Consider the following 24,690-nt stretch of genomic DNA (forward strand, 5'->3'; position numbering starts at 1 on the left):
GGGGGCACCGCCCTTCAGTGTGTCACCGGCTGCCGCCATCGGGGTCATCGGCCAATTGTTGAAGCCGTCTGTAGAGGGCCGCCTCATCGTCAGCCAGCACATCCGGCACAACGATGCGTACCTCCACCAGCTGGTCGCCCCGTTGCTCGCCCCACTCCTGGCCACGGGCCCGCAGCCGCAGCAGTCGGCCGCTGGAGGAGCACGGTGGCACCCTCAACTTGACCGGCCCCCGCAGGGTCGGCACCACCACCTGACAGCCCAGGGCCGCCTCGGCCGGGCTCAGTTCCAGGGGGTAGAGAACCCGCAGGCCATCGATGCGCAGGCCTTCATCCGTGCGCACCCGCAGCTGGAGGAAGTGGTCACCACCGCCCGGTGTCACCCCGACAAGCCGCAGCCGCCAACCGTCGCCGGCAAAGGGGGGAGTCCAGACCTCCACCACCGTGCCATCGGGGAGCACCAACTCCACCCGCTCGCCCTGCAGGGCCTGCTCTGGGCTGAGTTCCACCAGACTTTCCTGATCACTGCTGGCCTGCACCGGGGGGGGAGGGGCGGGAGCGGAGGTCACCGAGCCGGCAGATTCGGCCTCGACCTCGGTCTGTCCCTCTGTCTCGGCGTGGGTCTCGGTCTCGGCGTCGTATTCCCGCTCCACAGGCGGCTCTTCCTCCTGGGTCGGCCTGCGGCGCTCGCCCAACAGGGCGTCGAGGTAGTCGTCAAAGTCTGGAAATCCCGTGGCAAAGGGATCACCTGAGCCTGAGCCACCCGGCCCTGCCGAATGGCCACCGGCCTCCCACGCCTGGCGGCGCCGGGGATCGGAGAGCACCGCATAGGCCTCGTTGACCCTTTTGAAGCGCTCCTCTGCGAGGGGGTCGTTGCCATTCAGATCCGGATGCCAGCGGCGTGCCTGGGCCCGGAAGGCCGCCTTGAGGCTGGGGGCATCGGCACCGGGCTCCAGACCCAGCACTGACCAGTAGTCGGGCTGGGCGCCAGGACTATGGGTCACCGGTAGGAGCCATCCCCCCAGGGGTCCTCATCTGGCCGCAGAGGACGGTCGCGGCCGATCGGTTCAGGCTCCCGGTAGCTGGGTTCCCTGTAATTGGGTTCCCCATAGCTGTTTTCCCGGTTGTAGCGGGGCGGCGCCATGGCCCAGGGGTCACTGCCTGGCCGGTTCCAGTCATCCCAGTCATCATCGGCAAACAGCTCATCCTTGAGCGAGCCCAGGGTGTTCTTGAGGCCCTGGAGGGGCCCCTGCTCGGCCTTGCGCTCACTTAACAGGCGGCGATTGAGGCCAAACAGCGCCTCTTGGAGCTGGCTGACCGCCAGTTCCAGCTCCACCAGGTCATCGGCGGCGAGCAGGTCCTGCACGTCGCGCAGGGCCATCTCCACAGAGCGCTGCTGGCGCTCGGCGCCATAGGGGCCCAGCTCCAGGGAGGCATCGCGGAGCCGGCGCTCCGCCTGGGCCACCAGGGTCTGGGCCCGGTTGCGACGGTCAATCTCTGAACGCTTGCGCCGATCTTCCCCGGCCTTCAGCTCTGCCTCCTCGATCAGGGTTTTGATCTCCTCCTCGCTGAGATTGGATCCCCCCTGGATGCTCACGCTCTGTTGACGGCCCGTGGTTCGGTCAGTGGCCGAAACCTGCAGAAGGCCATTGGCGTCGATGTCGAAGGACACCTGCACCTGGGGGACCCCGCGGGGAGCAGGCGGAATACCGGAGAGGCGGAAGCGCCCGAGACTTTTATTGCCCTCGGCCATCTGTCGCTCGCCCTGCAGCACATGGATCTCCACAGAGCTCTGGTTTGACTCGGAGGTGCTGAACAGGTCGCTTTTGCGGACTGGGATCGGTGTATTGCGCGGGATCAAGACCTTCATCACCCCACCGATGGTCTCGAGACCAAGCGACAGGGGCGTGACGTCGTTAAGCATCAGGTCGCGCAGCTCACCGGTGAGGATGCCCGCCTGCACGGCAGCCCCAATCGCCACCACCTCATCGGGATTAACCGACTGGCATGGCTCCAGCGGGATGAGGGTACGCACCATTTCCTGCACCATCGGCATGCGACTGGAGCCACCCACCAAAACCACATCGTCGATGTCATCCGCTGCCAGGCCTGAATCCCTCAGGGCCCCCTGCACGGGGCGGAGCAGGCGGTCGAGCAGATCGGGACAAAGCCCCTCAAACACCCTGCGCTCGAGGGTGGTTTCAACGTGCAGGGGGCCATCCGGGCCGGTGGCGATGAAAGGAAGAGAAATCGGGGTACTGGGCATCCCGCTAAGTTCGATCTTGGCCTTTTCCGCCGCTTCGGTGAGCCGCTGCAGGGCCTGGCGGTCGCGGCGCAGATCGACTCCGTGCTCGCTTTGGAAGCCATCTGCCAGCCAGTCGACGATGCGGCGATCCCAGTCATTACCACCCAGCTGGGTGTCGCCGCTGGTGGCCTTGACGTCGAAGACCCCCTGGGCAATCCGCAGCACCGAAACGTCAAAGGTGCCGCCCCCCAGGTCGAATACCAGCACCCGTTTGACGGTGCTGCGATCAAAGCCGTAGGCCAGGGCCGCAGCTGTGGGTTCGTTGAGGATTCGCTCCACACTGATCCCGGCCAGCCGCCCCGCATCGCGGGTGGCCTGACGCTGGGCGTCGTCGAAGTAGGCCGGCACGGTTATTACCGCAGCCTCGACCGGCTCGCCCAGGTAGGTGGCGGCATCATCCACAAGCTTGCGCAGGATGCTGGCCACCAGTTCTTCCGGGGCGTATTCACGCTGGGTAGCCGGGCAGACAATCCGCACGCTGCCCTGGTCGTTGGCCCGCACCGTGTAGGGCACCGTCAGGCTGCCCTCCTCCAATTCATCCCACTGGCGGCCCACGAACCGCTTGAGGTTGGCGAAGGTATTGCGGGGGTTGAGCACCAGCTGGCGCCGGGCCAACTGCCCCACCAAAAGCTCCTGATCGCGGCTGAACCCCACCACTGAAGGTGTCGTGCGGCCGCCTTCAGCGCTGGCTATCACCTGGGGACGGCCACCCTCGAGAACTGCCACCACCGAATTGGTGGTGCCCAAATCGATACCAACTATGCGTGACATGAACGGGCGCCATGGGATTTGGGGAGCGATGAAGCCTGTCGACCCATGAAAACGGCTGGCGCGACCCCGCGCGATGGAACACCAAAACTACCGGGCAACAAGACGTTAATCACTGCTTAAACGCCCATGCGAGGGGCACTTCGTAGATTTTGGCTGGATCGACCGCCCCCGGACTGTCCGCTGCAAAGCCACTTCCCCCATGCTGACGGACCACAGAGCTACGGATCCCAGCCCATCCCAGCGGGATGTCTTCACCTTGAGGCGACGGCCACCAAGCGAAAGGCTCGTCGACCTGGGCTTTCGGCAACTGACCCTGGTGCTCGCCTCCATGGTGGCCATTGTGCTGCTGGGCATTTTTCTGACGGTGTTTCAGGGGGCCCGCGAAGCGATTGCCGAGTTTGGTCTGAACTTCCTCACTACCTCCGGCTGGGATCCCGTCAACGAAGACTACGGAGCCTTCATCGCCATCTACGGCACCCTGGTGTCCTCGATTCTTTCTTTGTTGATCGCCGTGCCCCTTGGGGTAGGTACGGCAATTTTCATCACCGAAGATCTGATGCCGACGGTCGTTAGAGATGCCATCGGCCTGATGGTTGAACTGCTGGCTGCCATCCCTTCAGTAGTTCTAGGCCTGTGGGCAATATTTGTGATGGAGCCTGCGATCAGGCCAGCCCTCGGCCTCCTCCACAGCTTGCTGGGCTGGAGCCCATTTTTCAATACAATTCCCCAGGGACCTGGCATGGCTCCGGCAATTTTGATTCTGGTGGTGATGATTCTTCCAATTATCACTGCCATCTCTAGGGATGCGCTAAATCAAGTGCCGGTTGAATTGCGCCAAGGAGCTTACGGGGTAGGAACTACCCGCTGGGGAGCCATCTTCAGTGTCATTCTGCCTGCAGCTATTTCTGCAATCACTGGGGGTGTGATGCTCGCTTTAGGAAGGGCCATGGGTGAAACGATGGCTGTCACAATGATCATTGGCAATTCCCTAAACTTTGACCTCTCCCTGCTGGCACCCGGCAATACGATCGCTTCGATGTTAGCGAATCAATTTGGTGAAGCCGATGGTATCCAGGTATCGGCTCTGATGTATGCGGCTTTGATATTGATGGTGCTTACCTTCTTGGTGAATATGGCTGCCCAGTTAATTGTGAAGCGGCTGAGCCTTCGCTACTGAGATAACCCACCAATGGCTACCCAAATGACAAATCCATCCCCTATCGGCTACTCGAACAGCTCGTTGTTCGATCGCAGGCCTCTTCATTTTGATCCAAACCTGAAGCGCAATCGGCTCAACCAGCTCTTCACCACGGTTGCGGGCCTGTTTGCCTCAATCGCGATTTTGCCCCTCTTCCTGGTGCTGATCTATGTGCTGGTTCAGGGAGGCAAGTTGATCTCTCTGACCATGTTCACCGAACTACCCCCGCCCCCTGGCCTCGAGGGTGGTGGAATCGGCAATGCCGTTCTCGGCACGATCCTAGTTACGGCGATTGCGGCCCTGATTGCAATTCCTGTGGGAGTTGGGGGAGGGATATATCTAAGTGAATATTCCAGTCGGGGCTGGTTTGCCCAATTTGTTGGCTTTGGCAATGACGTGCTGGCAGGTGTTCCCTCGATCATCAGTGGCGTCTTCGTTTACGGAATCGTTGTTTCCACTCGCTTCTTCTTTGATCAGAGCTTTAGCGCCATGGCTGGGGGTATTGCACTTTCAGTGCTGATGCTACCCACGGTTATCAAAACCACAGACGAAGGTCTTAAATTAGTACCCCAAGAGTTACGTATGGGCGCCTACGGAGTTGGTGCCTCCAGGTTTGTCACTATCACCCGGGTAACGCTCCCTTCTGCATTCACTCCTATTGCCACCGGCGTGGTTCTGGCAATTGCCAGGGCAGCCGGTGAAACGGCCCCTCTGATCTTCACAGCCCTTTTCTCTCCCTTCTGGCCCGAGGGTGTTTTCAACCCAATTGCCACCATGTCTGTTTTGATCTTCAATTTCGCGATCATGCCTTACGAAGCTCAGAACGAACTTGCATGGGCTGCCTCTTTTGTTCTCGTCATGATGATTCTTGCGGCAAATATTTTGGCCCGCTGGATCAGCCGTTTTGCCAAGGTCTGAACCCCGGCTCTCACCCCAAACCTATCCCCTTAGAACCATGACAAGCAGCTACGCAAAACCAACCAGTGTTGATGCAAGCAAAATGGATGTCTGCATGTCACTGCAGAACGTCACCATCTCCTACGGGAAATTTGAGGCGGTGAAAAATGTCTATATGGATTTACCGAAAGGCAAGGTAACAGCCTTTATTGGCCCGTCCGGTTGTGGCAAGTCCACGGTGCTGCGGGCTCTCAACCGCATGAACGACTTGATCCCGGGTTGCAAACTGAAGGGTCGGGTTGTGTTTGACAACAACGACCTCTACGACCCCCGCGTCGATCCGGTAGAGGTTCGCAGGCGAATCGGCATGGTTTTCCAGAAACCCAATCCCTTTCCTAAAACCATCTACGAAAATATTGCCTTCGGCGCCCGTATCAATGGCTTCAAAGGCGATATGGATGAGCTGGTGGAGCGCTCACTCCGCAAGGCTGCGGTATGGGATGAGTGCAAGGACAAATTGCGAGAGAGTGGCCTGGCCCTCTCCGGCGGTCAGCAGCAGCGCCTCTGCATCGCCAGGGCCATCGCCACGGAGCCTGAAGTCATCCTGATGGATGAACCTTGCTCAGCCCTTGATCCGATCTCTACCTTGAAGATCGAGGAAACGATGCACCAACTCAAGCGTAGCTATACGATCATTATCGTGACCCACAACATGCAGCAAGCCGTTCGGGTCGCCGATCAAACGGCTTTCTTTAACGCCGAAGCGGTGGAGGGGGGCAGTGGCAAGGTGGGCTACCTGGTTGAGTTCAATGACACTGAACGAATATTTAACGCCCCCGGCCAGCAGGCCACCCAGGATTACGTAAGCGGCCGCTTTGGCTAATTGCCCATGTGATCTGCCTGCGCAAGCCAGCGTGCCTGCGGAAAGGTTGCCCAAAACTTTATGGGAAAAAGCCGGCTCTAAGGCCGGCTTGTTTATACGGAGAGGGAGGGATTCGAACCCTCGATAGAGTTGCCCCTATACAGCATTTCCAGTGCTGCGCCTTCGACCACTCGGCCACCTCTCCAGGGGCAAAATGGGGCAACCAGATGGCAATATAGCAGCATGACTAGCAGCCCCAGCGTCAGCCATCCAATAATCGTTCACTGGCGCCAGAGCGGTCGCTCGATTCGCCATGAGGTGGTCGAGGGCGACTACATCCTTGCCAGTTTCGAGCGCCAGGGTGATCCCCTGCCTTTCAGCTGTCGCAATGGCTGCTGCACGGCCTGTGCCGTGCGAGTGCTCCACGGTGAAATTGACCAGCGGGAAGCCCTTGGCCTCTCCCCCGACCTGCGTAGACGCGGTTACGGCTTGCTCTGCGTGGCCCGCGCCACCGGACCACTGGAGGTGGAAACCCAGGACGAGGATGAGGTTTACGAACTCCAATTCGGTCGCCATTTCGGCCGTGGCACGGTGCGTGCGGCCCTGCCGTTGGAGGAGGAATGAGCGCCTGTCCCAATAGTGTCAGCGAGCAGACCTGGCGGGATTCGGGGCTGGCGGCGTGGGAAATCGAGCGCTTTGCGGAGCTGGCCCGCCAGGCGGCGACGGCCGGGTCTCGCCAGTTACTGCACCACTTCGGCCGGCTGGAGCGCATCCAGGAAAAGGGTTCCGCAGGCAACCTGGTCACCGAGGCCGATTTCGCCGCAGAAAAGGCCGTGCTGGCCGTGCTGGCTGAGGCCACACCCGAGCTTGGCGTTCTGGCTGAGGAAAGTGGTCGTCGCCTCGGCCAGGGTTCACCCCTCGAATGGTGCGTTGATCCCCTCGACGGCACTACCAACTACGCCCATCGGTATCCATTTTTTGGCACCTCGGTCGGTCTGACCTGGAACGGTCGCCCCCTGCTGGGAGCCCTGGCGGCGCCTGCCCTCCAGCAGTTTTATTGGGCGGCACCAGGATTGGGGGCCTGGAATAACGACAGTCCGATTCGGGTCAGCGATTGTCAGGACCTGGCCAGCTCCCTTTTGGTCACGGGCTTTGCCTACGACCGCATCACCCGCCTGGATAACAACTATGCCGAGTTCGCCTGGTTCACCCACCGAACCAGGGGCGTCAGGCGGGCGGGAGCTGCTGCGGTGGATCTGGCTTTTGTGGCCGACGGCCGTGTAGACGGCTACTGGGAAAGGGGCCTCTCCCCATGGGACTTGGCGGCGGGTATCCCCCTGGTGGAGCAGGCCGGCGGGGTTGTTTGCTCCTATGACGGCAGCCCGGTGGATCTGGCCAGCGGTCGCCTGATCGCCTGTACCCCGGCTCTCCGCCAGGCTCTAGTGGCTGGCCTGGCCGCCTGCCGCCCCCTCAGGGGTGCCAGCTATGGCGCTCCTGAACTGGATGGGGGTTGCCAGATGGCAACTCCATAGGATCGACGTTTCTTTTTGCCTCCGGCGTGCCATGGCTCTGCAACCCGCCGCTGGCGCCCGGGATCTGAACCCCAGGGAGGTGGAGAGCAACCGCTGGCTCTGCGAGCAGCTGGCCCAGGTTTACCGCCTCTGGGGTTACGCGGAAGTGGCTCCCCCCGCCGTGGAACGGCTGGAGACTTTGGCCGCCGGCGGTGGCATCAACCAGCTGGACCTGGTGCGACTGGCCGCAGCCGAACCCCTGGGGCTGCGGCCGGAGATGACTGCCTCAATTGCCAGGGCTGCCTGCACCCGCCTGGCCGCTCGGCCGCGACCGCTGCGGCTGTGGAGCAGCGGGGTGGTCTTCCGTTGTGCCAGCGGTGATGGGGGCCAGCATCGGCTTGAGGAGAGGTTGCAGAGTGGTGTCGAGCTGCTGGGGGCCGCAGGTCCGGAGTCCAGCGCAGGCGATGTCGAACTGCTTGCCCTGTTGCTGGCCTGCCTACAGCAACTCAAGATTGCCGCAGCCCAACGCCCCCGCCTGCTCCTCGGCCACCATGGCCTGCTTTCGGCCCTGCTTGACCAGGTGCCCGACAGGCAGCGCACAGCTACCCGCAAAGCCCTCACCAGCTTTGACCCCGTGGCCCTGGGCAGGCTGCAGTTGCCTGGCTACCAGGGCCAGGCGCTTCAACAATTGATGCGGTTACGGGGCGAGCCTGAACAGGTGCTCTACCAACTGGAGCAGCAGTTGGGCCCCTCGCCAGTCTTGAACGCACTGGCCGCCACCATCAAGGTGATCGCCCCGTTGGCTCGGCTCCACGGTATCGCTCTGCAGCTGGATCCCAGTTTTCAGCCCCACTACGACCTCTATGACGGCCTGGTGCTCCAGCTTGTCTGTCATGGTGCCGATGCTCCGGTAGCCATCGCCAGTGGCGGGCGCTACGACGCCCTGGTGGGGCGCTTCGGGGGCGAGCCTGGCGGCATGGGCTTCAGTTTTGAGGTTGGGGCCATCCGGGAGTTGTTGGGCACTGAAGTCACCGCCCCGCAGCCGCCCGACACAACCCTTGTGAGCTTCCAGGAGCCCTCCCAGCTCGAGGCTGCCCTGGCTGCATTGCAGGAGTTCCATCAGCGGGGCGAACGGGCCGAGCTTCTGCACCAGCCCTGTGCCACCAGGAGCGGCGCTGAGGCCGTTGCGATCCAACGGGGCTGCACAGCTACCCGCTGGTTGGGGCCCACTCCCTAGGATTCGACCTGCTCGACTTGCTGGTCTACATGGCCCACACGATCGTCACGGCCGTATGCGAGGGGGTAGCGGACTGCGTGGATGCCTGCCCGGTGGCCTGTATCCATCCCGGCAAGGGCGCCAACATCAAGGGCACCCCCTATTACTGGATTGATTTCGACACCTGCATTGACTGCGGCATCTGCCTGCAGGTGTGCCCGGTGGCAGGGGCAATTCTGGCCGAGGAAAAACCCGAACTGCAACAGGGCGGGTGAAGGTCGCCAATCCCCAAGCTAAAGCGGTGCTGGTTTTCGATGGAGGCTGCCCCTTCTGCCGCCATTTCGCCGAGCTCAGTGAGCTGCGCAGTGGAATTGCAGGACTGGAAATTCGTGATGGCCGCGCCGATGCGGAGCTGCGCCGGCAGCTGCAGCAGGGCGGCCTGCACCTGAGGGATGGGGCTTTTCTGATCGTCGGTGACCAGCAGCTCCACGGTGCGGCAGCGATCCAGTGGCTCTGTGCCCGCATGGCCCCGAGCGCCAGCCTGCTGCAGCTGCTCGCCCCCCTACTGGCTAGCCCGGCGCGAGCGCGGCGGCTCTATCCCCTGCTGCTGCTGGCCCGTCGCGTCGCCCTGGGGCTGGGGGGCCTACCGGCGGATCCAGACCAGCTGGTCCCCCGGCCCGGCGCAGGCGCCTGATCACCCCCCATGGCGTTTGAGCTGCTCATGGCAGGCAGATAGCCAGGCCCCACTGGCGTCGTAATACCGAACCAGGCGCTCCAGCCGATCGGGACCGCTCAGCCAGCCGGCCTCCACGCTGAAGGCCTCGCGGTGACTCACCTGATCTGGACGGCGGCTGTAGCCACCATCGGGCAACAGTTGCGCAGCTTCAAGATCGCTGTCAGCAAAACTGGTGCTGCAGTCGCTGAGCTCGGGTTCGGCCCAGTCGGCTGAAACCATGGCCCGAACTCCCCGCCAGCGGCCTAGTAGTTGTTCGGCTGCAAGTGGCGGCCGCTCACTGGCCCCGCTACCGGCACGAAATTCCCGAATCAGCACCAGGCTGCTGGGGCGGCCGGCGGCGTCATACAGCTGCACCAGACGATGACGGCGGTTGGCGCAGATAAAGCCGTATTCAGCTCCGAATGGGGTTTGGGGTGCCAGTTGCAGTGAGCCCTTGCAGAAGGTCCCGTTGGCAAAGAACACCGCCTGGCGTCCAAGGCTGCGGTAGTCCTGCTGGTGATCACTGATCGGCTCAGTGCCTTTGCCATCAGGGCCAAAGCGGCGCAAGCGAAAGCGAACCAGCCGATCTTCTTCTGCGCTCTCAAGCAAGAGCACCGAGGCAAATTCCTTCTCGATTTCCCCAGCCAGGTTGATGGTGGCGAAGGATCCGTGCCACTCGCCCTGGTTGCGCAGAAAATTCTGCCATTGGCTGGTCATCACGATGGCTGCTTGGGAGGCGTAGAGCGTAGGCAGGGCCCAGGGGCGACAGCTAGGGGGCGGTTACCTGCCCATCGCCCCCCCTTGGCGGCAGGGCCCGAATCGTTGGAATCTGGGTTATCTCCATCAAGTTGGATCGTGTTGCAGGCAGAACAGGGTCAGATCCAGATCCACACCGAAAACATTTTCCCGATCATCAAGAAGGCCGTCTACAGCGGCCACGAGGTGTTCCTGCGGGAATTGGTGAGCAATGGGGTCGATGCGATCAGTAAGCGACGCATGGCCGCCATGGCCGGCGACTGCAGCGAGGGCCCAGAAGCCAGGATTGCGATTCGTATTGATCGCGAGAAGAGCACCCTCACCATTTCAGATAACGGCATCGGCATGAGCGCTGATGAGGTCAAGCGCTACATCAACCAGGTGGCCTTTTCAAGCGCGGAGGATTTCCTTGAGAAATACAAGGGTGAAAACGACGCAATCATTGGCCATTTTGGCCTGGGGTTCTATTCCAGCTTCATGGTGGCCAAGCAGGTGGAACTGGTGACCCTCTCCGCCCGGGGTGACTCCGAGGCGGTGCGCTGGAGCTGTGATGGTTCACCCAACTTCAGTCTGGAGGCAGCCGAGCGCAGTGAGCCGGGCACTGATGTGATTTTGCACCTGATGGAAGAGGAGCTTGAATACATCGAGCCTTCCAGAATCCGCACCCTGATCACCACCTATTGCGACTTCCTGCCGGTGGAGGTTCAACTCGAGGGTGAAACAGTCAACAAGCGTCAAGCCCCCTGGCGCCAGAGCGCCCGTGAGCTGAGCGACAACGACTACATCGAGCTCTATCGCTACCTCTACCCTTTCCAGGGTGACCCCCTGCTCTGGGTACACCTCAATACCGACTACCCCTACAACCTGCAGGGCATCCTCTATTTTCCCAAATCAAGCGGTCGGGCTGACTGGGAAAAGGGCGAAATCAAGCTCTACTGCAACAACGTCTTCGTTAGCGACTCGATCAAGGAGGTGGTGCCCCGCTACCTCCTGCCCCTGCGCGGTGTGATCGATTCCCCCGACATTCCGCTGAACGTGAGCCGCTCGGCCCTGCAGACCGATCGGCGGGTGCGCTCAATCGGCGGCTTCGTGGCCAAGAAGGTGGGCGATCGTCTCAAGGAGCTGTACCGCGATGACCCCAAGCGCTACGCCGAGATCTGGGAGTCGGTGGCGCCTTTCATTAAGATCGGTGCCATGGAGGATGACAAGTTTGCCGACCAGGTGGCCGAACTGGTGCTCTTCGGCACGAGCGCTGCGGCTGCAGAAGGCGAAAGCCCCGATCCGATTCCGGGGGAGGGCGGCAAGGCTTACACCACCCTGGCGGGCTACCGCAACCGTCTCGAAGGTGCCAACGCCAAGCGCATTCTTTACTGCACCGATGAGGCCGGCCAGGCAGGTGCCCTCGCCCTGTGGAAAAGCCAGGGCGCCGAGGTGTTACTTGCTGACACCTTCATCGATACCCAGTTCATCCCCTGGCTCGAATATCGCCACGAAGACCTCAAGTTCCAGCGGGTGGACAGCGAACTGGATGAGTCCCTGCAGGAAAAGGAGGGTGAACTGACCGATGCGGACGGCAAGGACAACTCCGAGAAACTGCGCGACCTGTTCAAATCTGCCCTGGCCAACGACAAGGTGACCATCCAGGTGCAGGCCCTCAAAGGCGACAACGCCCCTGCGGCCCTGATCCTGTTGCCGGAGCAGATGCGCCGCCTTAACGACATGGGTGCCCTGATGGAGCAGCGTCTGCCAGGCCTGCCCGACCACCATGTGCTGCTTGTAAATCGCAAACACGCCCTAGTGGAGGGCCTGCTCAAGCTCTCGGCTGGCGCCGTGATCACCGGCGCAGGGGGGGGCAGCTCGCCCAGCCAGCAACTGGCCGATGACCTGGGTCGTCACCTCTACGAGATGGCGCGCCTGGCGGTGGGCGGCCTGGAGCCAAACCAGCTGGCCGGCTTCCAGCAGCGGAGTGCGGACCTGATGGGCCGACTGATGCAGCGAGGCCTGTAGGGCATAGGCCGGGGTCTAAAAACTGATCCAGCCCTTAGCCAGGGCAAACTGGACTCCGGCCGTACCGATCAGGGCACCAATTAAGCCACCGGCGAAGGCCAGAAATCCCAGTGGAGCCCCCATCAATCACAGTCATGCCATGGCTGCCATCAGGAGAATCCCTGGTCTTCACCAACAACACCGCATGGGGAACCTTCACGATCTGCAGCACCCTGGCCAGTTCCACGGTCAGCTCCACGGCCCTGGCCTTGGGAGAGGTGGGAAGCAGCACCAGATCTGATCCGAGGGCCAGGTGGCGCAATTCCTCTTCATCGCTGCTGGCCTGGCCGTCTGTGATGACCACATCAGCTGAGCGGGTGGCTTTGGCGGCCGCCTCCACAGGCACCACCGAGCAGGGCAGTTCGCCGCGGATGGCATAGGCCAGGGCTGAGCGATTGCGATCGGCATCGACGACGCATACGGATAAGCTCTTGCCGGCCCACACACTGGCGAGGTGAATGCTGGTGCAGGTTTTGGCTACCCCACCCTTCTGGCCAGAAACGGTGATGAACACCGCAAAAATCAACTGGGCCGAACATAACCTCATCCAATTGTTTTTTCGGTAGGCACGGCCACCTGACGGGCGGCTCCCAGGGCGCTCGGGCTCCCGTTTGATAAGATTGGTTGGAGTCTGCTTATTGTCATGTCCCGCGTCTGTGAGCTCACTGGCAAGCGAGCCAACAACGGCATGGCCGTATCCCACTCCCATGTGCGCACCAAGAAGCTCCAACAGGTGAACCTGCAGGAGCGCAGGCTTTGGTGGGCCGAAGGCAACCGTTTTGTCAATTTGCGCGTTTCTACCCGTGCCCTCAAAACCATCCAGAAAAAAGGTCTGGGTGCCTACGCCAAGGAACTCGGCGTGAACCTCGCCAAAATCTGAGCCGACCATGCGGCGCCGGGCACTTTTGCAGGCATTGGCGGCGGTTGCCCCCCTCTACGCAGGTGGTTTAGGCATCATCTCGTTCGCCCGTCGGGCCGAGGCCATCGGTGGAACCTTGCCGCTGTTGAACCAGCCTGCGCCAGATTTCAGCCTGGCTGGCATCGCACCAGCTGGCAAGGGGGAGGTAGTGGAGACCAGGCTTCAACTGGCCGATTTTGGTGGCAGCTGGCTGGTGCTCTACTTCTATCCCCGGGATTTCACCGGCGGTTGCACCATCGAGGCCCGTGGCTTCCAGCAAGATCTTGCCGCCTTCAAGGCCGCTGGCACAGCGGTTGTAGGTGTCAGTGCCGATGACGCCGACTCCCATGCTGAGTTCTGCAGCAGTGAGGGCCTGGCCTTCCCCCTGCTGTCCGATCCAGCCGGCAAGGTCAGCAGGGCCTACGGCAGCTGGATCGCGCCCTTCTCCCAACGCCACACATTTTTGATCGATCCGGCCGGGGTGTTGCGGGCCAACTGGCTGGCCGTACGGCCCAGTGGCCACAGCGTCGAGGTGCTTACAACCCTGCAGGGGCTCCAGGCCGGCTGAGCGGTCAAACCCAGAAAGCTCGCTAGCGAGCGGCAATTTGGTTTGCCAGGTCATGCAGTTGTTGGCGATGGACCTCCGTTTGTTGGCGGAGGGCGGCCAGTCGGGCCACCGCAGGCGGGCTGTCGAGTGCGCCGCTCCAGGCCGCCAGCAGCTCGGCCGGGGCCGCCATCGCATCGAGGCTGTGGCAGGGGCAGCCCAGGCCGTCTGCGGCAGCTTGCACCTTGGGGTCGTAGCTGAGGGCAGCACAGGGTGCTCCGGCGAGGGCAGCCAAGATGAGGCCATGGAGCCGCATGGCCACCACCAGCCCGGCGCCGCTGGCCACCGCCATCGCTTCGCTGGGCCGCTCTGCCAGCACCTCCCGGCTGCGGCCAGCCAGGCCCGCAGGCAACAGCTGCTGCTGGTCAAGCTGCTCCAGCAGGCCCCTGTCCTGGGCGGCGTGGAAGGGCAGCCAGATCACCTCGCGGTCCTGCAGGCGGGCCAGTTGGTCGAGAGCCTGGAGATAGGGGCGCCAGGTCGATCCCTGCAGCTCTTTGGTAGGACGTAGGCAGAGCACCAGGGGGCCTCCGCTGCCACGCCAAGGCTGGGCCGGTAGGGCCCAAACCGGATCGCTGCCCACCGGGCCATCACGGCCAAGCTTTCTGGCCAGAGCCGCCGACTCCTGGTCACGCCAACTCACCGCCGTGACCAGGCTGAGCAGGTGCCCAACCAGGATCCGGCTGGGCCGCCGCCGCAGTGGCCCCAATCCCTGGCCCCAGAGCAAGACGGGCTTGGCCTCGAGTCGGGCGGCAAAGATCAGGGCCGCGTAGTAAAGCAGGCTGCGGAAGCTGGTGGAATCCTGCAGCAGGCTGCCGCCACCCAGTACCAGCCCATCACAGCGATTGAGGGCCTTCAGCACCTGGGCCAGGCTGCGGCGCTGCACCGTATCCACCCGGAAGCGTTGCCGCACCAGGTCGGTGTCATAGGCGGTGACCGTCGCCGTAAACCCCGCTGGCATGTGGCCGAGCAGCACTTCCAGCAGGGCGTCATCACCGAGGTTGTGCTCACCGTAATAGCCAACCAGCAAGAGCTGCCGCCTGGCCTTTTCCCCCTCCTGTCTGGTCTCGCGCACGAGCCGATCGACTCCTACCTTTCAGCTTCGCACCCTGAGAAGATTGAGCCCATGCATGCGCTCTCCCTGCCCACCTGGTGGATCCACATCACCTCCGTACTGGAGTGGGTAGTTGCCATGCTGGCTGTGCAGCGGCTCGGGGTGCACCGGCGGGAGGGGGGCTGGCGTTGGTTGAGCCTGGCCATGCTGCCTGCCCTGGTCAGTGCCATGGCTGCCTGCACCTGGCATCTGTTTGACAACAGCCCCGAGCTCTTCGGCCTGGTGGTTTTCCAGGCTGGTCTCACCGCCATCGGCAACGCTGCCCTGGCCCTGGCCGCCTGGAACCTGCTGCGTCAACAGCGCCAGGTCAATTCATGAGCGGCATGGGCGGCGTGCTCAGCGCTCTGGCCAAGATCGATCCCAGCCCCCTGTTCGTGCTGTCGCTGCTTCCCTATTTGGCCTTCCTCTGGTGGGCGAGCCAGGTGGAGGGATTTCCAAAACTGGCCCTGCGGGGTTTCCAGTGCACCCTCCTGTTCGTGGGCGTGACGATTGGGGCGGCCATCGTTGCCCAACTGCGCTACGGCGAATTGCTGGCCAACGTCGATGCCCTCCATGGCGGTGCCGAATCCCTGCTCACTGTCTCCAACCTGCTGGTGGTGCTCGGCTTCAGCGGCTTCGGCGCCGCGCTGGGCCGGAGGCAATGAACAAGTCTTAAGCAGGGGGGGCGCAATGCGATCGGCCCCGGAAGATGGGGCGTTGCCATTCGCTCCATGATTACTCCCCTTCTAGCTTTGGCCCCTGCTTCCATCTCCTGGTCGCCCAAGGTGGCGTTGGTGATGATCGTCTGCAACGTAATTGCCATTGCGATTGGCAAGGCCACCATCAAGCAACCCAACGTGGGTCTGCAGCTACCCAGCCCGACCCTGTTTGGTGGTTTCAGCCACGGCGCCATGCTCGGCACCCTCAGCCTCGGTCACATCCTCGGCATGGGCGCGATCCTTGGCCTGGCCTCCCGCGGGGTGGTCTGAGCCACCAGAGCCAGGGGGCGTCAGGCGGCTACAGGCTGGCTGGCGCCTGCCAGGTTCGAAGCCAGGGGAGAGCCGTAGCGCTCCAAGATGCGATCGGCCATCTGGGGTGGGGTGAGGCCCAGGCTCTGCTTGCTTTGATCTGGGCTGGCGTGGTCAACCAACACGTCGGCAATGCCGATGCGCAGCACCGGCACGAGCACGTTGTGGTCTACGAGCGCTTCGACCACGGCGGAGCCGAAGCCGCCGGCCAGGGCGGCTTCCTCCATGGTCACCACCCGGCCGATACGTTGGGCCATCGGCAGAATTAGGGCCTCGTCTAGGGGTCGCAGAAAACGGGCGTTAATCACCGCTGCTCGCATCCCCTTTTCCTGCAGCAGCCCGGCGGTGGCCATGGCCGGACCCACCATGGCCCCGTAGGCCACGATCAGCAGGTCATCGCCATCGGTGAGCAGCTCGCCGCGACCGATCTCCAGGGGTAGAAAGCCCTCTTCGGCCAGGGGAACCCCTTCACCCTCCCCGCGGGGAATGCGCAGGGCACAGGGGCCGCTGTGGTGGATAGAGGTCACCAGCATCCGCTGCAGCTCGGCCTCGTCCTTGGGGGCCATCACGGTGAAATTGGGGATGGCGCGGAAATAGCTGATGTCGTATTGGCCTTGGTGGGTGGGACCATCGGCCCCGACGATGCCAGCCCGATCCAAAACAAAGGTGACCGGTAGATTCTGAATGCCCACGTCGTGGATCAGCTGGTCAAAGGCGCGCTGCAGGAAGGTGCTGTAGATCGCCACCACGGGCTTGAGACCCTCACAGGCCATGCCGGCTGCCATGGTGACGGCGTGCTGTTCGGCGATGCCAACGTCGAAATACTGATCGGGCAGGGCCTTCTCGAGCAGGTCGAGGCCGGTGCCGGTGGCCATGGCGGCGGTGATGCCCACCACTGTCGGGTCCTGCTCACAGAGCTTGACCAGGGTCTGGCCAAATACCTTGCTGTAGCCAGGCGGTTTTGGTTTGCTGGAGGGGTAGGCCTTGCCGGTGGCCAGGTCGAAGGCACTTTGGGCGTGGTAGCCGACCTGATCGGCCTCCGCATAGGCGTAACCCTTGCCCTTGGTGGTGGCCACATGCACCAACACGGGACCTTCAGTGCGGTGGGCCTGCTCAAAGGTGCGCACCATTCCGGCGATGTCGTGGCCATCGATCGGGCCGATGTAGGTGAAGCCCAACTCCTCGAACACGGCTCCCACCTTGGGGACCGCCAGGCGCTTCATGCTCTCTTTGAGGGTTTTGAGTTCATTGGGCAGCTCGCCGTGCAGGAAGGGCAGGTGCTTGATCGCCTCCTCCGCATTGCCCTGTAGGAACTGCAGGGGCGGACTCAGCCGCATGCGGTTCAGATAGGTGGAGAGGGCCCCCACCGGCGGGCTGATCGACATGTCGTTGTCGTTGAGCACGACCAGCAACTTGGTTTTCGGCAGGTGGCCGGCATGGTTGATCGCCTCCAGGGCCATGCCACCGGTGAGGGCCCCATCGCCGATCACGGCTACGCATTTGAAATCCTCGCCGCGGCGATCCCTGGCGAGGGCCATCCCCAGGGCAGCAGAGATGGAGGTGCTGGCATGGCCGGCGCCGAAATGGTCAAAACGGCTCTCGCTCCGCTTGAGGTAGCCCGCCACCCCATTCTTCTGGCGCAGGCTGTCAAAATTTTTGTATCGCCCAGTCACCAACTTGTGGGGATAGGCCTGGTGACCCACATCCCAAACCACCTTGTCGCGCTCGAGGTCGAGGGTTTGGTAGAGGGCAAGGGTGAGCTCCACCACCCCTAGCCCTGGGCCGAGATGGCCGCCGCTAGTGCTCACCACCTCCAGATGGCGCTCCCGGATCTGGCGGGCAATCGCTTCGAGCTCAGCCGTGCTCAGGCCGTGCAGCTGATTCGGATGACTGAGCTCGCTGAGATGCATGCACAGCCCTGGAGGTGCAGTGCAATCTAGGCCTTGGCTTCCACTGGCAGGTGCGAATTGCGACACTGGTGCCATGAGCGCCGATCCCCAGACCTACCTCCAGCGAATCCTGCGGGCCCGGGTCTACGACGTGGCCATTGAGTCGCCGCTCGATCCCGCCCCGAACCTCTCAGCCCGCTTGCACAACCGGGTTTTCCTCAAACGGGAGGACCTGCAGCCGGTCTTCAGCTTCAAGCTGCGGGGTGCCTACAACAAGATGGTGGGCCTGAGCGCGGCCGAGCTGGAACGCGGCGTGATTGCCGCCAGCGCCGGCAACCATGCCCAGGGGGTTGCCCTGGGGGCCCAGAAGCTGGGCTGCCGGGCCGTGATCGTGATGCCTGTCACCACGCCTGAGATGAAGGTCAGGGCTGTTGCCGCCCGGGGGGCCGAGGTGGTGCTGCACGGCGATAACTACGACGCGGCCTGCGCCGAGGCAACTCGCCTGGCCCAGGAGCGGGGCCTCAGTTTCATCCATCCCTTCGACGATCCCGATGTGATTGCCGGCCAGGGCACGATTGGGCTGGAGATCCTGCGCCAGTGTTCCTCACCACCTGATGTGATCTACGTGGCTGTGGGGGGCGGCGGACTGATTGCCGGCATCGGTGTTTACGTAAAGACCCTCTGGCCCCAGGTGCAGATCGTTGGCGTTGAGCCCGAGGACGCGGACGCCATGACCCGTTCCCTTGCCGCCGGCGAACGGGTGGAGCTGGAGCAAGTGGGTCTATTTGCCGACGGAGTGGCCGTGCGCAGGGTGGGGGAGCTCACCTTTGCCCTGGCCCAGCAGACAGTGGATCGGATGGTGACGGTGAACACCGACGCCATCTGCGCCGCCATCAAGGACGTGTTCGAAGACACCCGCTCGATCCTGGAGCCGGCCGGGGCCCTGGCGGTGGCGGGCATGAAGCGTGACGTGGAGCAGCAGGGATTGCATGGCAAAACCCTGGTGGCGGTGGCCTGCGGCGCCAACATGAACTTTGATCGCCTGCGCTTCGTGGCCGAACGCACGGAGATCGGCGAAGACCGTGAGGCGATGTTGGCGGTGGAAATTCCCGAGCAAACCGGCAGCCTGAGGCGCTTCTGTGCCGTGCTGGGCCAGCGCAACCTCACCGAATTCAGCTACCGCCTGGCCGATCCCCGGGTGGCCCATATCTTCGTTGGGGTGCAGACCAGCGGCTCGGCCGATGAACAGGACCTGATCCACGACGTGCGCCGGGCGGGGTTCCCCTGTCTCGACCTCTCCAACGACGAACTCGCCAAGCTGCACCTGCGCCACATGGTGGGTGGACGCCTACCAGCCAGTGCTGGGGCCGCCCTCGAGCTGGGTGAGGAGCTGCTCTACCGCTTCGAATTCCCGGAAAAACCAGGCGCCCTGATGGCCTTCGTCAACGCCCTGCACGCCAGTTGGAATATCAGCATTTTTCACTACCGCAATCACGGAGCTGACGTGGGTCGGATCGTGGTGGGCGTGCAGGTGCCCCGCAGCGAGAGGCCGCAGTGGCAGGACTTCCTTGCCGGTTTGGGCTACCAGCACTGGGACGAAACCGACAATCCTGCCTACCGGCTGTTCCTCGGCCCCAGCACCAGCCCCCTGCCGGCCCTGGCATGAACTGGCCTGGGCCAGGCAGGTTGGGGTACCCTGCGCCCATGCAGACAGGTGCCCCAGCTGAGGCGATTGAGAACCTCTCCTTACCTGCTCGGATTGAGGCGATTCTCTATCTAAAAGGCAGGCCCCTGACCCTGGCCGAACTGGCCGCCATTGCCATGGTCAGCCGCGAGGAGGCTGAGCTCGGCCTGATCACCCTGATCACCGACTACGCCCACCGCGACACCGCCCTGGAGGTGCGCCAGGAAGGCAAGTGCTACAGCCTGCAGTTGCGGGAGGGCCTGGGCGATCTGGTTCAGAACCTCTTACCCGTCGACCTCTCCACCGCCGCCCTGCGCACCCTGGCCACAATCGCCCTCAAAAAGCGCATTCTCCAATCTGAATTGGTGGAGCTGCGTGGCTCTGGGGCCTATGACCACATTAAAGAGCTGCTGGCCCAGAACTTCATCGAGCGCAAGCGCCAGAGCGACGGCCGTTCCTACTGGCTCACCCTGGGCGAAAAATTCCATCGCACCTTTGCCATCAGGGCCGAAGACCTGCAAGCTCGAACCCCCACCACAACGAAAGGTTGGCAAACCGCTGCCTAGAGTTCACCCAATTGAAGGTTTGCTCCATCCATGGAAGCTCTGAGTTTCTTGTTGCAGGTGCTGGCCCAGACCCTGAGCATCTACACCTTGCTGCTGTTGGTGCGGGTGCTGCTCAGCTGGTTCCCCAACCTGGACTGGAGCAATCCGCTACTTTCGACGGTGAGCTCGATCACAGACCCCTACCTCAACGCCTTCCGGGGGCTGATTCCGCCCCTGGGCGGCCTCGACCTCTCGGCGATTCTCGCCTTTCTGGCCCTGCAGTTGGTCCAGAGCCTGCTCCAGGGGGCCAGCGTTTCTGTGCTCGGCGCCGGCTACTGAACCACTAGTGAACAACTACTGAACTACTACTGAACCAGGGTTCGCTCCGCCAGCTCCTGTTCAAGGGGCAGGAGTTCATCGTCGCTGCCGGCTCTGGTGCGCACGGGTGCGCTGAAGCCGCGCGCCTTGACATTGCGGAACCTCAAGGGGCCTGGGGTTCCTGCCGGAACAGCCAGGCGCAGCCCAAAGGTCGAGGAACCTGGCGGCACGTCACCGATGCTGCCTACTCGGGTGCGGTTTTGGAGCACCGGCTCACCGCTCGAATCCAGAATCAGGGCAAAGACATCCGTATCCACCACAGGTTTTTGGCCCGTGTTGATCACCGTCCCGCGCAGGGCGTAGCAGCTGGCGCCAGCGGGCCGCCCCAGCTCCGGCTGGGCGCCTATGTCTGCGGCGGGGCAAGGCTCAAGGCTGACCTCGGAGACCTGGAGATCGCTTGCCCAGGCGGGGGCAGCCACCAGCCACAGGGCCAGCAGAATTGGGGCAAACATTGCTATCAGCCCGGGTCTGCCACTATTCACCGGCTGTCTCCACTGCCTGAGATCACGTTACGGGCAGAGCGGCTTGCCAATTTGTCCAGGTTGGCCTGGGCAACCTGATCGAGCTCCAGGCCCAGTTCGGTGGCCAGCTGGGCGACGTACCAGAGCACATCCCCCAGCTCCAGCTGCAGAGCTGCGATCACCTCGGCCGAAAACTCACCGCCTTGATCACGTAGCACCTTTTTGATTTTATCGGCCACCTCGCCGGCCTCGCCGCAGAGTCCGAGGGTGGGATAAATGGGGTTGGCGCCCGCATCCGGGTAGCAGGCGGTGGCCCGGGATCGCTGTTGATAGGTGTGAAAGTCCAACTAGGGCAGCCCGTTGCGGGCCTGGATGGTAGTTTCCAGCAGTCTGTTGGCGCCTGCATGCCCCAGCCCGATCTCATGCGACGCACCAAGATCGTGGCCACCATCGGGCCCGCCACGGAATCCCCAGAGCGGTTGCGGGAGCTGATAGCCGCTGGCGCCACTACTTTTCGTCTCAATTTTTCCCACGGCGACCACAGCGACCATGCGGTTCGCATCGCCACCATCCGCCAGGTCGCAACCGAGCTGGGCATCGAGATCGGCATTCTTCAGGATCTTCAGGGGCCAAAAATCCGCTTGGGTCGCTTTGCTGATGGACCCATAACTCTGGCCAAGGGAGATCGCTTCGAACTCACATCCCGGGATGTGGCCTGCAACCTGACGATGGCAAGCGTCACCTACGCCAAATTGGCCGACGAGGTGGTGCCCGGCAGCCGCATCCTGCTCGATGACGGCAGGGTGGAGATGGTGGTTGAACAGGTCGACAAAGGCCAGCAGACCCTCCACTGCAGCGTCACCGTCGGCGGGGTGCTCTCCAATAACAAGGGGGTTAACTTCCCCGATGTGCAGCTTTCGATCCGGGCTCTTACCGACAAGGATCGGGCCGATCTCGCCTTTGGCCTGCAGCAGGGGGTCGACTGGGTGGCCCTCAGCTTCGTGCGCAATCCCTCCGACATGGTCGAGATCCGCGAGTTGATCCGCAGCCACGGCTACCAGACTCCAGTGGTGGCAAAGATTGAGAAATTTGAGGCGATCGACCAGATCGACGACATCCTGCCCCTTTGTGACGGGGTGATGGTGGCAAGGGGCGACCTCGGCGTCGAAATGCCTGCCGAGGAAGTGCCCTTGCTCCAGAAGGAGCTGATCCGCAAGGCCAACAGCCTCGGTATCCCGGTTATCACCGCCACCCAGATGCTCGATTCGATGGTGAGTTGCCCAAGGCCCACCAGGGCTGAAGTGAGCGATGTGGCCAATGCCATCCTCGACGGCACAGATGCGGTGATGCTCTCCAATGAGAGTGCTGTCGGCGACTTCCCGGTGGATGCCGTAGCCACGATGGCCACCATTGCCAGGCGGATCGAGCGCGACTACCCCCAGCGCCACCAGGACAGCAACATGGCGCCCACAATTGGCAATGCGATCTGCCAAGCGGTCAGCAGCATCGCCCGCCAGCTCAACGCGGCGGCGATTCTGCCACTTACGAAGGGGGGCTCCACGGCCCGCAACGTCAGCAAGTTCCGGCCCAGCACGCCGATCCTGGCCATCACCAGTGAGGTGCAGGTGGCACGCCAGTTGCAGCTCTGCTGGGGTGTAAATCCCCTTCTGGTGCCGGAGCAGAGCTCTTCCACCAGCACCTTCAGCCTCGCCATGGGCAAGGCCAGGGAGCTTGGCTTCCTCAAGGATGGCGATCTGGTGGTACAAACGGCCGGCACCCTTTCCGGGGTAAGTGGCTCCACCGACTTCATCAAGGTTGGCACTGTCTCGGCCGTGCTCTCCAAGGGAGTCGGCATCGGCAACGGCTCTGTGAGCGGCAGGGTGCGGCTTGTGGATAGCCCGGTAGCCGCCGCCGCCATCCAGACCGGTGAGATCCTGGTGGTACGGGAGACGACGGTTGAGTATGTGGAGGCGATCCGCAAGGCAAAGGCGGTCATCGCGGAAATCGGCGGGATGGAGAGCCACGCTGCCGTGATTGCTCAGAGCACCGGGATCCCAACGATTGTGGGGGTCGCCAATGCCATCGCCAGCCTGCTTCAGGGCGAAATCGTCACCCTCGATCTGCAACGGGGAGAGGTGCATCGAGGCGCCCGCAGCCACAACAGTGACCCCAACGGCGCCATCGTCTAAGCACTGCAGAGCTGGTTCCGGCAGCCATGACATCCAAACTCCCAGTGCGCGAATCGGTGGGGATGGCCCTTTCCACCCTGCGCGCCAACAAGCTGCGCAGCCTGCTCACCATGCTCGGCATTGTGATCGGCAATGCTTCGGTGATAACCCTGGTGGGGGTTGGCAAGGGCGCCCAGAACCTTGCTGAGGGTCAGCTGAGCAACCTGGGCGCAAATGTGCTTTTTGTTGTGCCAGGCAACAACGACACCCGCCGCCAGGGAATTGATTTTCCCAAGACCCTGGTGTTCGAAGACGCCCAGGCCATCGCCGAGCAGGTGCCCAGCGTAAAGCGGGTTGCCCCCCAGATCACCCTGAGTGAAGTTCTCCAGGCCGGTGCGGTCAGTGGCACCGCCTCTATTTCTGGGGTGACCCCTGAATTTCTGCCCGTGCGTCAATTCGAGATGGCCCAGGGGCGTTTTTTTACTACGAGCGACCTCAATGCGGCCCGTAATGTGCTGGTGGTCGGGCCTGACCTGGGAACCAAGATGTTCCCGGGCAAGGCCGCTGTGGGTCGCCAGCTGCGCATCCGCAACCAGCTGTTTGAAGTGATCGGGGTGCTCGAGCCGAAGGGAGCCGTATTCGGCCAAAACCAGGATGAAAACGGCTATATCCCCCTCACCACGATGGTGAGCAAACTTTCAGGTCGGGATCCCACCTACGGCGTCAACCTCAACTTCATCAGTGTCGAAGCCCGCGATGAGCAGAGCACTGGGGCAGCCAGCTTCCAGATCACCAACCTGCTGCGCCAGCGGCACCGAATCCTGCGGGAAGACGACTTTGCCGTGCGCTCCCAGAAGGATGCCCTCACCATTGTGAGCACCATCACCGGCGGGCTCACCTTGATGCTGGGTGCCATTGGAGCCGTATCCCTGCTCGTAGGTGGTATCGGCATCATGAACATCATGTTGGTGTCAGTGAGCGAGCGCACCGAGGAAATCGGCTTGCGCAAAGCTCTAGGCGCCCGCAGTGGCGATGTGCTGCTGCAGTTTCTGGTGGAGTCCCTGGTGCTGGCCAGCCTGGGCGGTTTGATCGGCAGTGCGGTGGGCATCGGCACCGTGGCTCTGGTCGCCTTGGTGACTCCCCTGCCCGCGGCTATCGGCGCCAGCACCGTGCTGGGAACGGTGGCCCTTTCAGGCTCCATCGGCCTTTTCTTCGGCGTGGTGCCAGCTCGCCGGGCCGCCCAACTCGATCCCATCGTTGCCCTGCGCAGCCTCTGACAAACCGAAACAAATATAAAGAGCACGAAAGGGTGCCCATGGTCACCAAAACTCCAAATAAGCAGTGGCTTGATGGGGCTGTTAATCGGCACCGACTTTGACTGTCCTGGCCTGCAGCTACAGAAACAGCAGTACCCGCATGGTGATCATGCGTTGTGTTGGCCCCAGCGAGTTTTTTCTGGAGCGGGTGGTCTTTCCCTTCGAGCTGCTCAGTTTTGAGTGCCCACCCACCAGCGAAGTGAAGGTCTGGACCCATGGGCTGGGCGGGCCGGAACTGCTGGAAACACTCCAGGCTGAAGAGCTCGGCATGGATATCCCAGCTGCTTCGCCCCAGGTTGACCTGGTCCAATCCACCAGCCCATGGGAGTTCAGCTGGTCTGACGCTGTCTGAAGCT

Annotated in this window: 27 protein-coding genes, 1 tRNA gene and 1 pseudogene; 20 read left to right on the forward strand and 9 right to left on the reverse strand. The window is 62.6% G+C overall.

The genetic code is table 11. The features are described 5' to 3' along the window. Positions 1–22: 22 nt before the first annotated feature. Positions 23–1,000: a DnaJ domain-containing protein gene (locus tag H8F27_RS14290; protein ID WP_231596309.1), complete on the reverse strand. Its 978-nt coding sequence runs from the start codon at positions 998–1,000 to the stop codon at positions 23–25. Continuing rightward, positions 997–3,072: a molecular chaperone DnaK gene (gene dnaK / locus H8F27_RS14295; RefSeq protein ID WP_231596310.1), complete on the reverse strand. Its 2,076-nt coding sequence runs from the start codon at positions 3,070–3,072 to the stop codon at positions 997–999. The genes H8F27_RS14290 and dnaK overlap by 4 nt, the downstream gene beginning before the upstream one ends. Positions 3,073–3,271: 199 nt before the next feature. On the opposite strand from dnaK, the gene pstC reads away from it, so the two are divergent. Genes pstC through pstB form a run of 3 tightly spaced genes read left to right on the forward strand, consistent with a single transcriptional unit; the run spans position 3,272 to position 6,050 of the window. Beyond that, on the forward strand, positions 3,272–4,249 hold the full coding sequence (gene pstC, locus H8F27_RS14300) for a phosphate ABC transporter permease subunit PstC (RefSeq protein WP_197148918.1): 978 nt from the start codon (positions 3,272–3,274) through the stop codon (positions 4,247–4,249). A 24-nt stretch (positions 4,250–4,273) separates the two neighbouring features. Further along, complete coding sequence (pstA, locus tag H8F27_RS14305; RefSeq protein ID WP_197148919.1) at positions 4,274–5,188, forward strand: phosphate ABC transporter permease PstA; 915 nt, start codon at positions 4,274–4,276, stop codon at positions 5,186–5,188. Between the two features lie 37 nt (positions 5,189–5,225). Further along, the gene (gene pstB, locus H8F27_RS14310) at positions 5,226–6,050 is read left to right on the forward strand and encodes a phosphate ABC transporter ATP-binding protein PstB (RefSeq protein ID WP_197148920.1); all 825 of its coding nucleotides are present in this window, start codon (positions 5,226–5,228) and stop codon (positions 6,048–6,050) included. 97 nt (positions 6,051–6,147) lie between these two features. On the opposite strand, the gene H8F27_RS14315 is transcribed toward pstB, so the two are convergent. Further along, a tRNA-Ser gene (locus H8F27_RS14315) sits at positions 6,148–6,234 on the reverse strand. 38 nt (positions 6,235–6,272) lie between these two features. Here H8F27_RS14315 and H8F27_RS14320 point away from each other — a divergent pair. From H8F27_RS14320 to H8F27_RS14340, 5 genes are read left to right on the forward strand one after another with little or no spacing between them, the layout of a single operon-like run. Further along, positions 6,273–6,653 (forward strand): 2Fe-2S iron-sulfur cluster-binding protein, encoded by a 381-nt coding sequence (locus H8F27_RS14320; RefSeq protein ID WP_197148921.1) that lies wholly within the window; start codon positions 6,273–6,275, stop codon positions 6,651–6,653. Further along, positions 6,650–7,561: an inositol monophosphatase family protein gene (locus tag H8F27_RS14325; RefSeq protein ID WP_197148922.1), complete on the forward strand. Its 912-nt coding sequence runs from the start codon at positions 6,650–6,652 to the stop codon at positions 7,559–7,561. Before H8F27_RS14320 ends, H8F27_RS14325 begins: the two co-directional genes overlap by 4 nt. Positions 7,562–7,592: 31 nt before the next feature. Further along, positions 7,593–8,777 carry an ATP phosphoribosyltransferase regulatory subunit gene (locus H8F27_RS14330; protein WP_197148924.1) on the forward strand — a complete coding sequence of 395 codons (1,185 nt, stop codon included), beginning with the start codon at positions 7,593–7,595 and terminating at the stop codon, positions 8,775–8,777. 29 nt (positions 8,778–8,806) lie between these two features. After that, on the forward strand, positions 8,807–9,031 hold the full coding sequence (locus tag H8F27_RS14335) for a ferredoxin family protein (protein WP_197148926.1): 225 nt from the start codon (positions 8,807–8,809) through the stop codon (positions 9,029–9,031). Then, complete coding sequence (locus tag H8F27_RS14340; RefSeq protein ID WP_231596311.1) at positions 9,028–9,450, forward strand: DUF393 domain-containing protein; 423 nt, start codon at positions 9,028–9,030, stop codon at positions 9,448–9,450. The genes H8F27_RS14335 and H8F27_RS14340 overlap by 4 nt, the downstream gene beginning before the upstream one ends. Here the strand turns inward: H8F27_RS14340 and H8F27_RS14345 are convergent, their stop codons facing one another. Further along, positions 9,451–10,188 (reverse strand): DUF3598 family protein, encoded by a 738-nt coding sequence (locus tag H8F27_RS14345; RefSeq protein WP_197148928.1) that lies wholly within the window; start codon positions 10,186–10,188, stop codon positions 9,451–9,453. Between the two features lie 138 nt (positions 10,189–10,326). Between H8F27_RS14345 and htpG the strand changes: the two genes are divergently transcribed. Then, positions 10,327–12,234: a molecular chaperone HtpG gene (htpG, locus tag H8F27_RS14350; protein WP_370594521.1), complete on the forward strand. Its 1,908-nt coding sequence runs from the start codon at positions 10,327–10,329 to the stop codon at positions 12,232–12,234. A gap of 166 nt (positions 12,235–12,400) precedes the next feature. On the opposite strand, the pseudogene H8F27_RS14355 reads toward htpG, so the two are convergent. Beyond that, positions 12,401–12,787: pseudogene (locus H8F27_RS14355) on the reverse strand (ParA family protein); the annotation flags it as partial. A 129-nt stretch (positions 12,788–12,916) separates the two neighbouring features. Between H8F27_RS14355 and rpmB the strand changes: the two are divergent. After that, the gene (gene rpmB, locus H8F27_RS14360; RefSeq protein ID WP_197148930.1) at positions 12,917–13,153 is read left to right on the forward strand and encodes a 50S ribosomal protein L28; all 237 of its coding nucleotides are present in this window, start codon (positions 12,917–12,919) and stop codon (positions 13,151–13,153) included. Between the two features lie 7 nt (positions 13,154–13,160). Beyond that, positions 13,161–13,739 (forward strand): peroxiredoxin, encoded by a 579-nt coding sequence (locus tag H8F27_RS14365; protein ID WP_197148936.1) that lies wholly within the window; start codon positions 13,161–13,163, stop codon positions 13,737–13,739. Positions 13,740–13,761: 22 nt separating this feature from the next. Here the strand turns inward: H8F27_RS14365 and csaB are convergent, their stop codons facing one another. After that, positions 13,762–14,847 carry a polysaccharide pyruvyl transferase CsaB gene (gene csaB / locus H8F27_RS14370; RefSeq protein WP_197148938.1) on the reverse strand — a complete coding sequence of 362 codons (1,086 nt, stop codon included), beginning with the start codon at positions 14,845–14,847 and terminating at the stop codon, positions 13,762–13,764. Positions 14,848–14,898: 51 nt separating this feature from the next. On the opposite strand from csaB, the gene H8F27_RS14375 reads away from it, so the two are divergent. The 3 genes from H8F27_RS14375 to psaK all read left to right on the forward strand — a co-directional run bounded on the left by H8F27_RS14375 (position 14,899) and on the right by psaK (position 15,854). Further along, complete coding sequence (locus H8F27_RS14375; protein ID WP_197148939.1) at positions 14,899–15,204, forward strand: DUF2499 domain-containing protein; 306 nt, start codon at positions 14,899–14,901, stop codon at positions 15,202–15,204. After that, a complete protein-coding gene (locus H8F27_RS14380) occupies positions 15,201–15,530 on the forward strand; it encodes a DUF3593 domain-containing protein (RefSeq protein WP_197148940.1) in 330 nt (109 codons plus the stop codon). Before H8F27_RS14375 ends, H8F27_RS14380 begins: the two co-directional genes overlap by 4 nt. A 66-nt stretch (positions 15,531–15,596) precedes the next feature. Continuing rightward, the gene (gene psaK, locus H8F27_RS14385) at positions 15,597–15,854 is read left to right on the forward strand and encodes a photosystem I reaction center subunit PsaK (protein ID WP_197148941.1); all 258 of its coding nucleotides are present in this window, start codon (positions 15,597–15,599) and stop codon (positions 15,852–15,854) included. 20 nt (positions 15,855–15,874) lie between these two features. Here psaK and dxs read toward each other — a convergent pair whose 3' ends face one another. Further along, the gene (dxs, locus tag H8F27_RS14390; protein WP_197148942.1) at positions 15,875–17,803 is read right to left on the reverse strand and encodes a 1-deoxy-D-xylulose-5-phosphate synthase; all 1,929 of its coding nucleotides are present in this window, start codon (positions 17,801–17,803) and stop codon (positions 15,875–15,877) included. 73 nt (positions 17,804–17,876) lie between these two features. Between dxs and ilvA the strand changes: the two genes are divergently transcribed. Genes ilvA through H8F27_RS14405 form a run of 3 tightly spaced genes read left to right on the forward strand, consistent with a single transcriptional unit; the run spans position 17,877 to position 20,350 of the window. Further along, a complete protein-coding gene (gene ilvA, locus H8F27_RS14395; RefSeq protein WP_197148943.1) occupies positions 17,877–19,448 on the forward strand; it encodes a threonine ammonia-lyase, biosynthetic in 1,572 nt (523 codons plus the stop codon). Between the two features lie 38 nt (positions 19,449–19,486). Then, positions 19,487–20,032, forward strand: a complete 546-nt coding sequence (gene scpB / locus H8F27_RS14400) for an SMC-Scp complex subunit ScpB (RefSeq protein WP_197148951.1) — start codon at positions 19,487–19,489, stop codon at positions 20,030–20,032. 30 nt (positions 20,033–20,062) lie between these two features. Further along, positions 20,063–20,350 (forward strand): YggT family protein, encoded by a 288-nt coding sequence (locus tag H8F27_RS14405; protein WP_197148953.1) that lies wholly within the window; start codon positions 20,063–20,065, stop codon positions 20,348–20,350. Positions 20,351–20,376: 26 nt separating this feature from the next. Here the strand turns inward: H8F27_RS14405 and H8F27_RS14410 are convergent, their stop codons facing one another. Then, complete coding sequence (locus H8F27_RS14410) at positions 20,377–20,841, reverse strand: hypothetical protein (protein ID WP_197148954.1); 465 nt, start codon at positions 20,839–20,841, stop codon at positions 20,377–20,379. A gap of 26 nt (positions 20,842–20,867) precedes the next feature. Next, positions 20,868–21,197 (reverse strand): nucleoside triphosphate pyrophosphohydrolase family protein, encoded by a 330-nt coding sequence (locus tag H8F27_RS14415; protein WP_197148956.1) that lies wholly within the window; start codon positions 21,195–21,197, stop codon positions 20,868–20,870. A gap of 57 nt (positions 21,198–21,254) precedes the next feature. Here H8F27_RS14415 and pyk point away from each other — a divergent pair, with 57 nt between their 5' ends. The 3 genes from pyk to H8F27_RS14430 all read left to right on the forward strand — a co-directional run bounded on the left by pyk (position 21,255) and on the right by H8F27_RS14430 (position 24,686). Continuing rightward, complete coding sequence (gene pyk / locus H8F27_RS14420; RefSeq protein ID WP_197148958.1) at positions 21,255–23,039, forward strand: pyruvate kinase; 1,785 nt, start codon at positions 21,255–21,257, stop codon at positions 23,037–23,039. A gap of 26 nt (positions 23,040–23,065) precedes the next feature. Continuing rightward, on the forward strand, positions 23,066–24,295 hold the full coding sequence (locus H8F27_RS14425) for an ABC transporter permease (RefSeq protein WP_197148959.1): 1,230 nt from the start codon (positions 23,066–23,068) through the stop codon (positions 24,293–24,295). A 97-nt stretch (positions 24,296–24,392) separates the two neighbouring features. Continuing rightward, complete coding sequence (locus H8F27_RS14430; RefSeq protein WP_197148960.1) at positions 24,393–24,686, forward strand: DUF1830 domain-containing protein; 294 nt, start codon at positions 24,393–24,395, stop codon at positions 24,684–24,686. The last annotated feature ends 4 nt before the right edge of the window (positions 24,687–24,690 follow it).

Source organism: Synechococcus sp. CBW1108 (assembly GCF_015840335.1).
GTDB lineage: Bacteria > Cyanobacteriota > Cyanobacteriia > PCC-6307 > Cyanobiaceae > Cyanobium_A.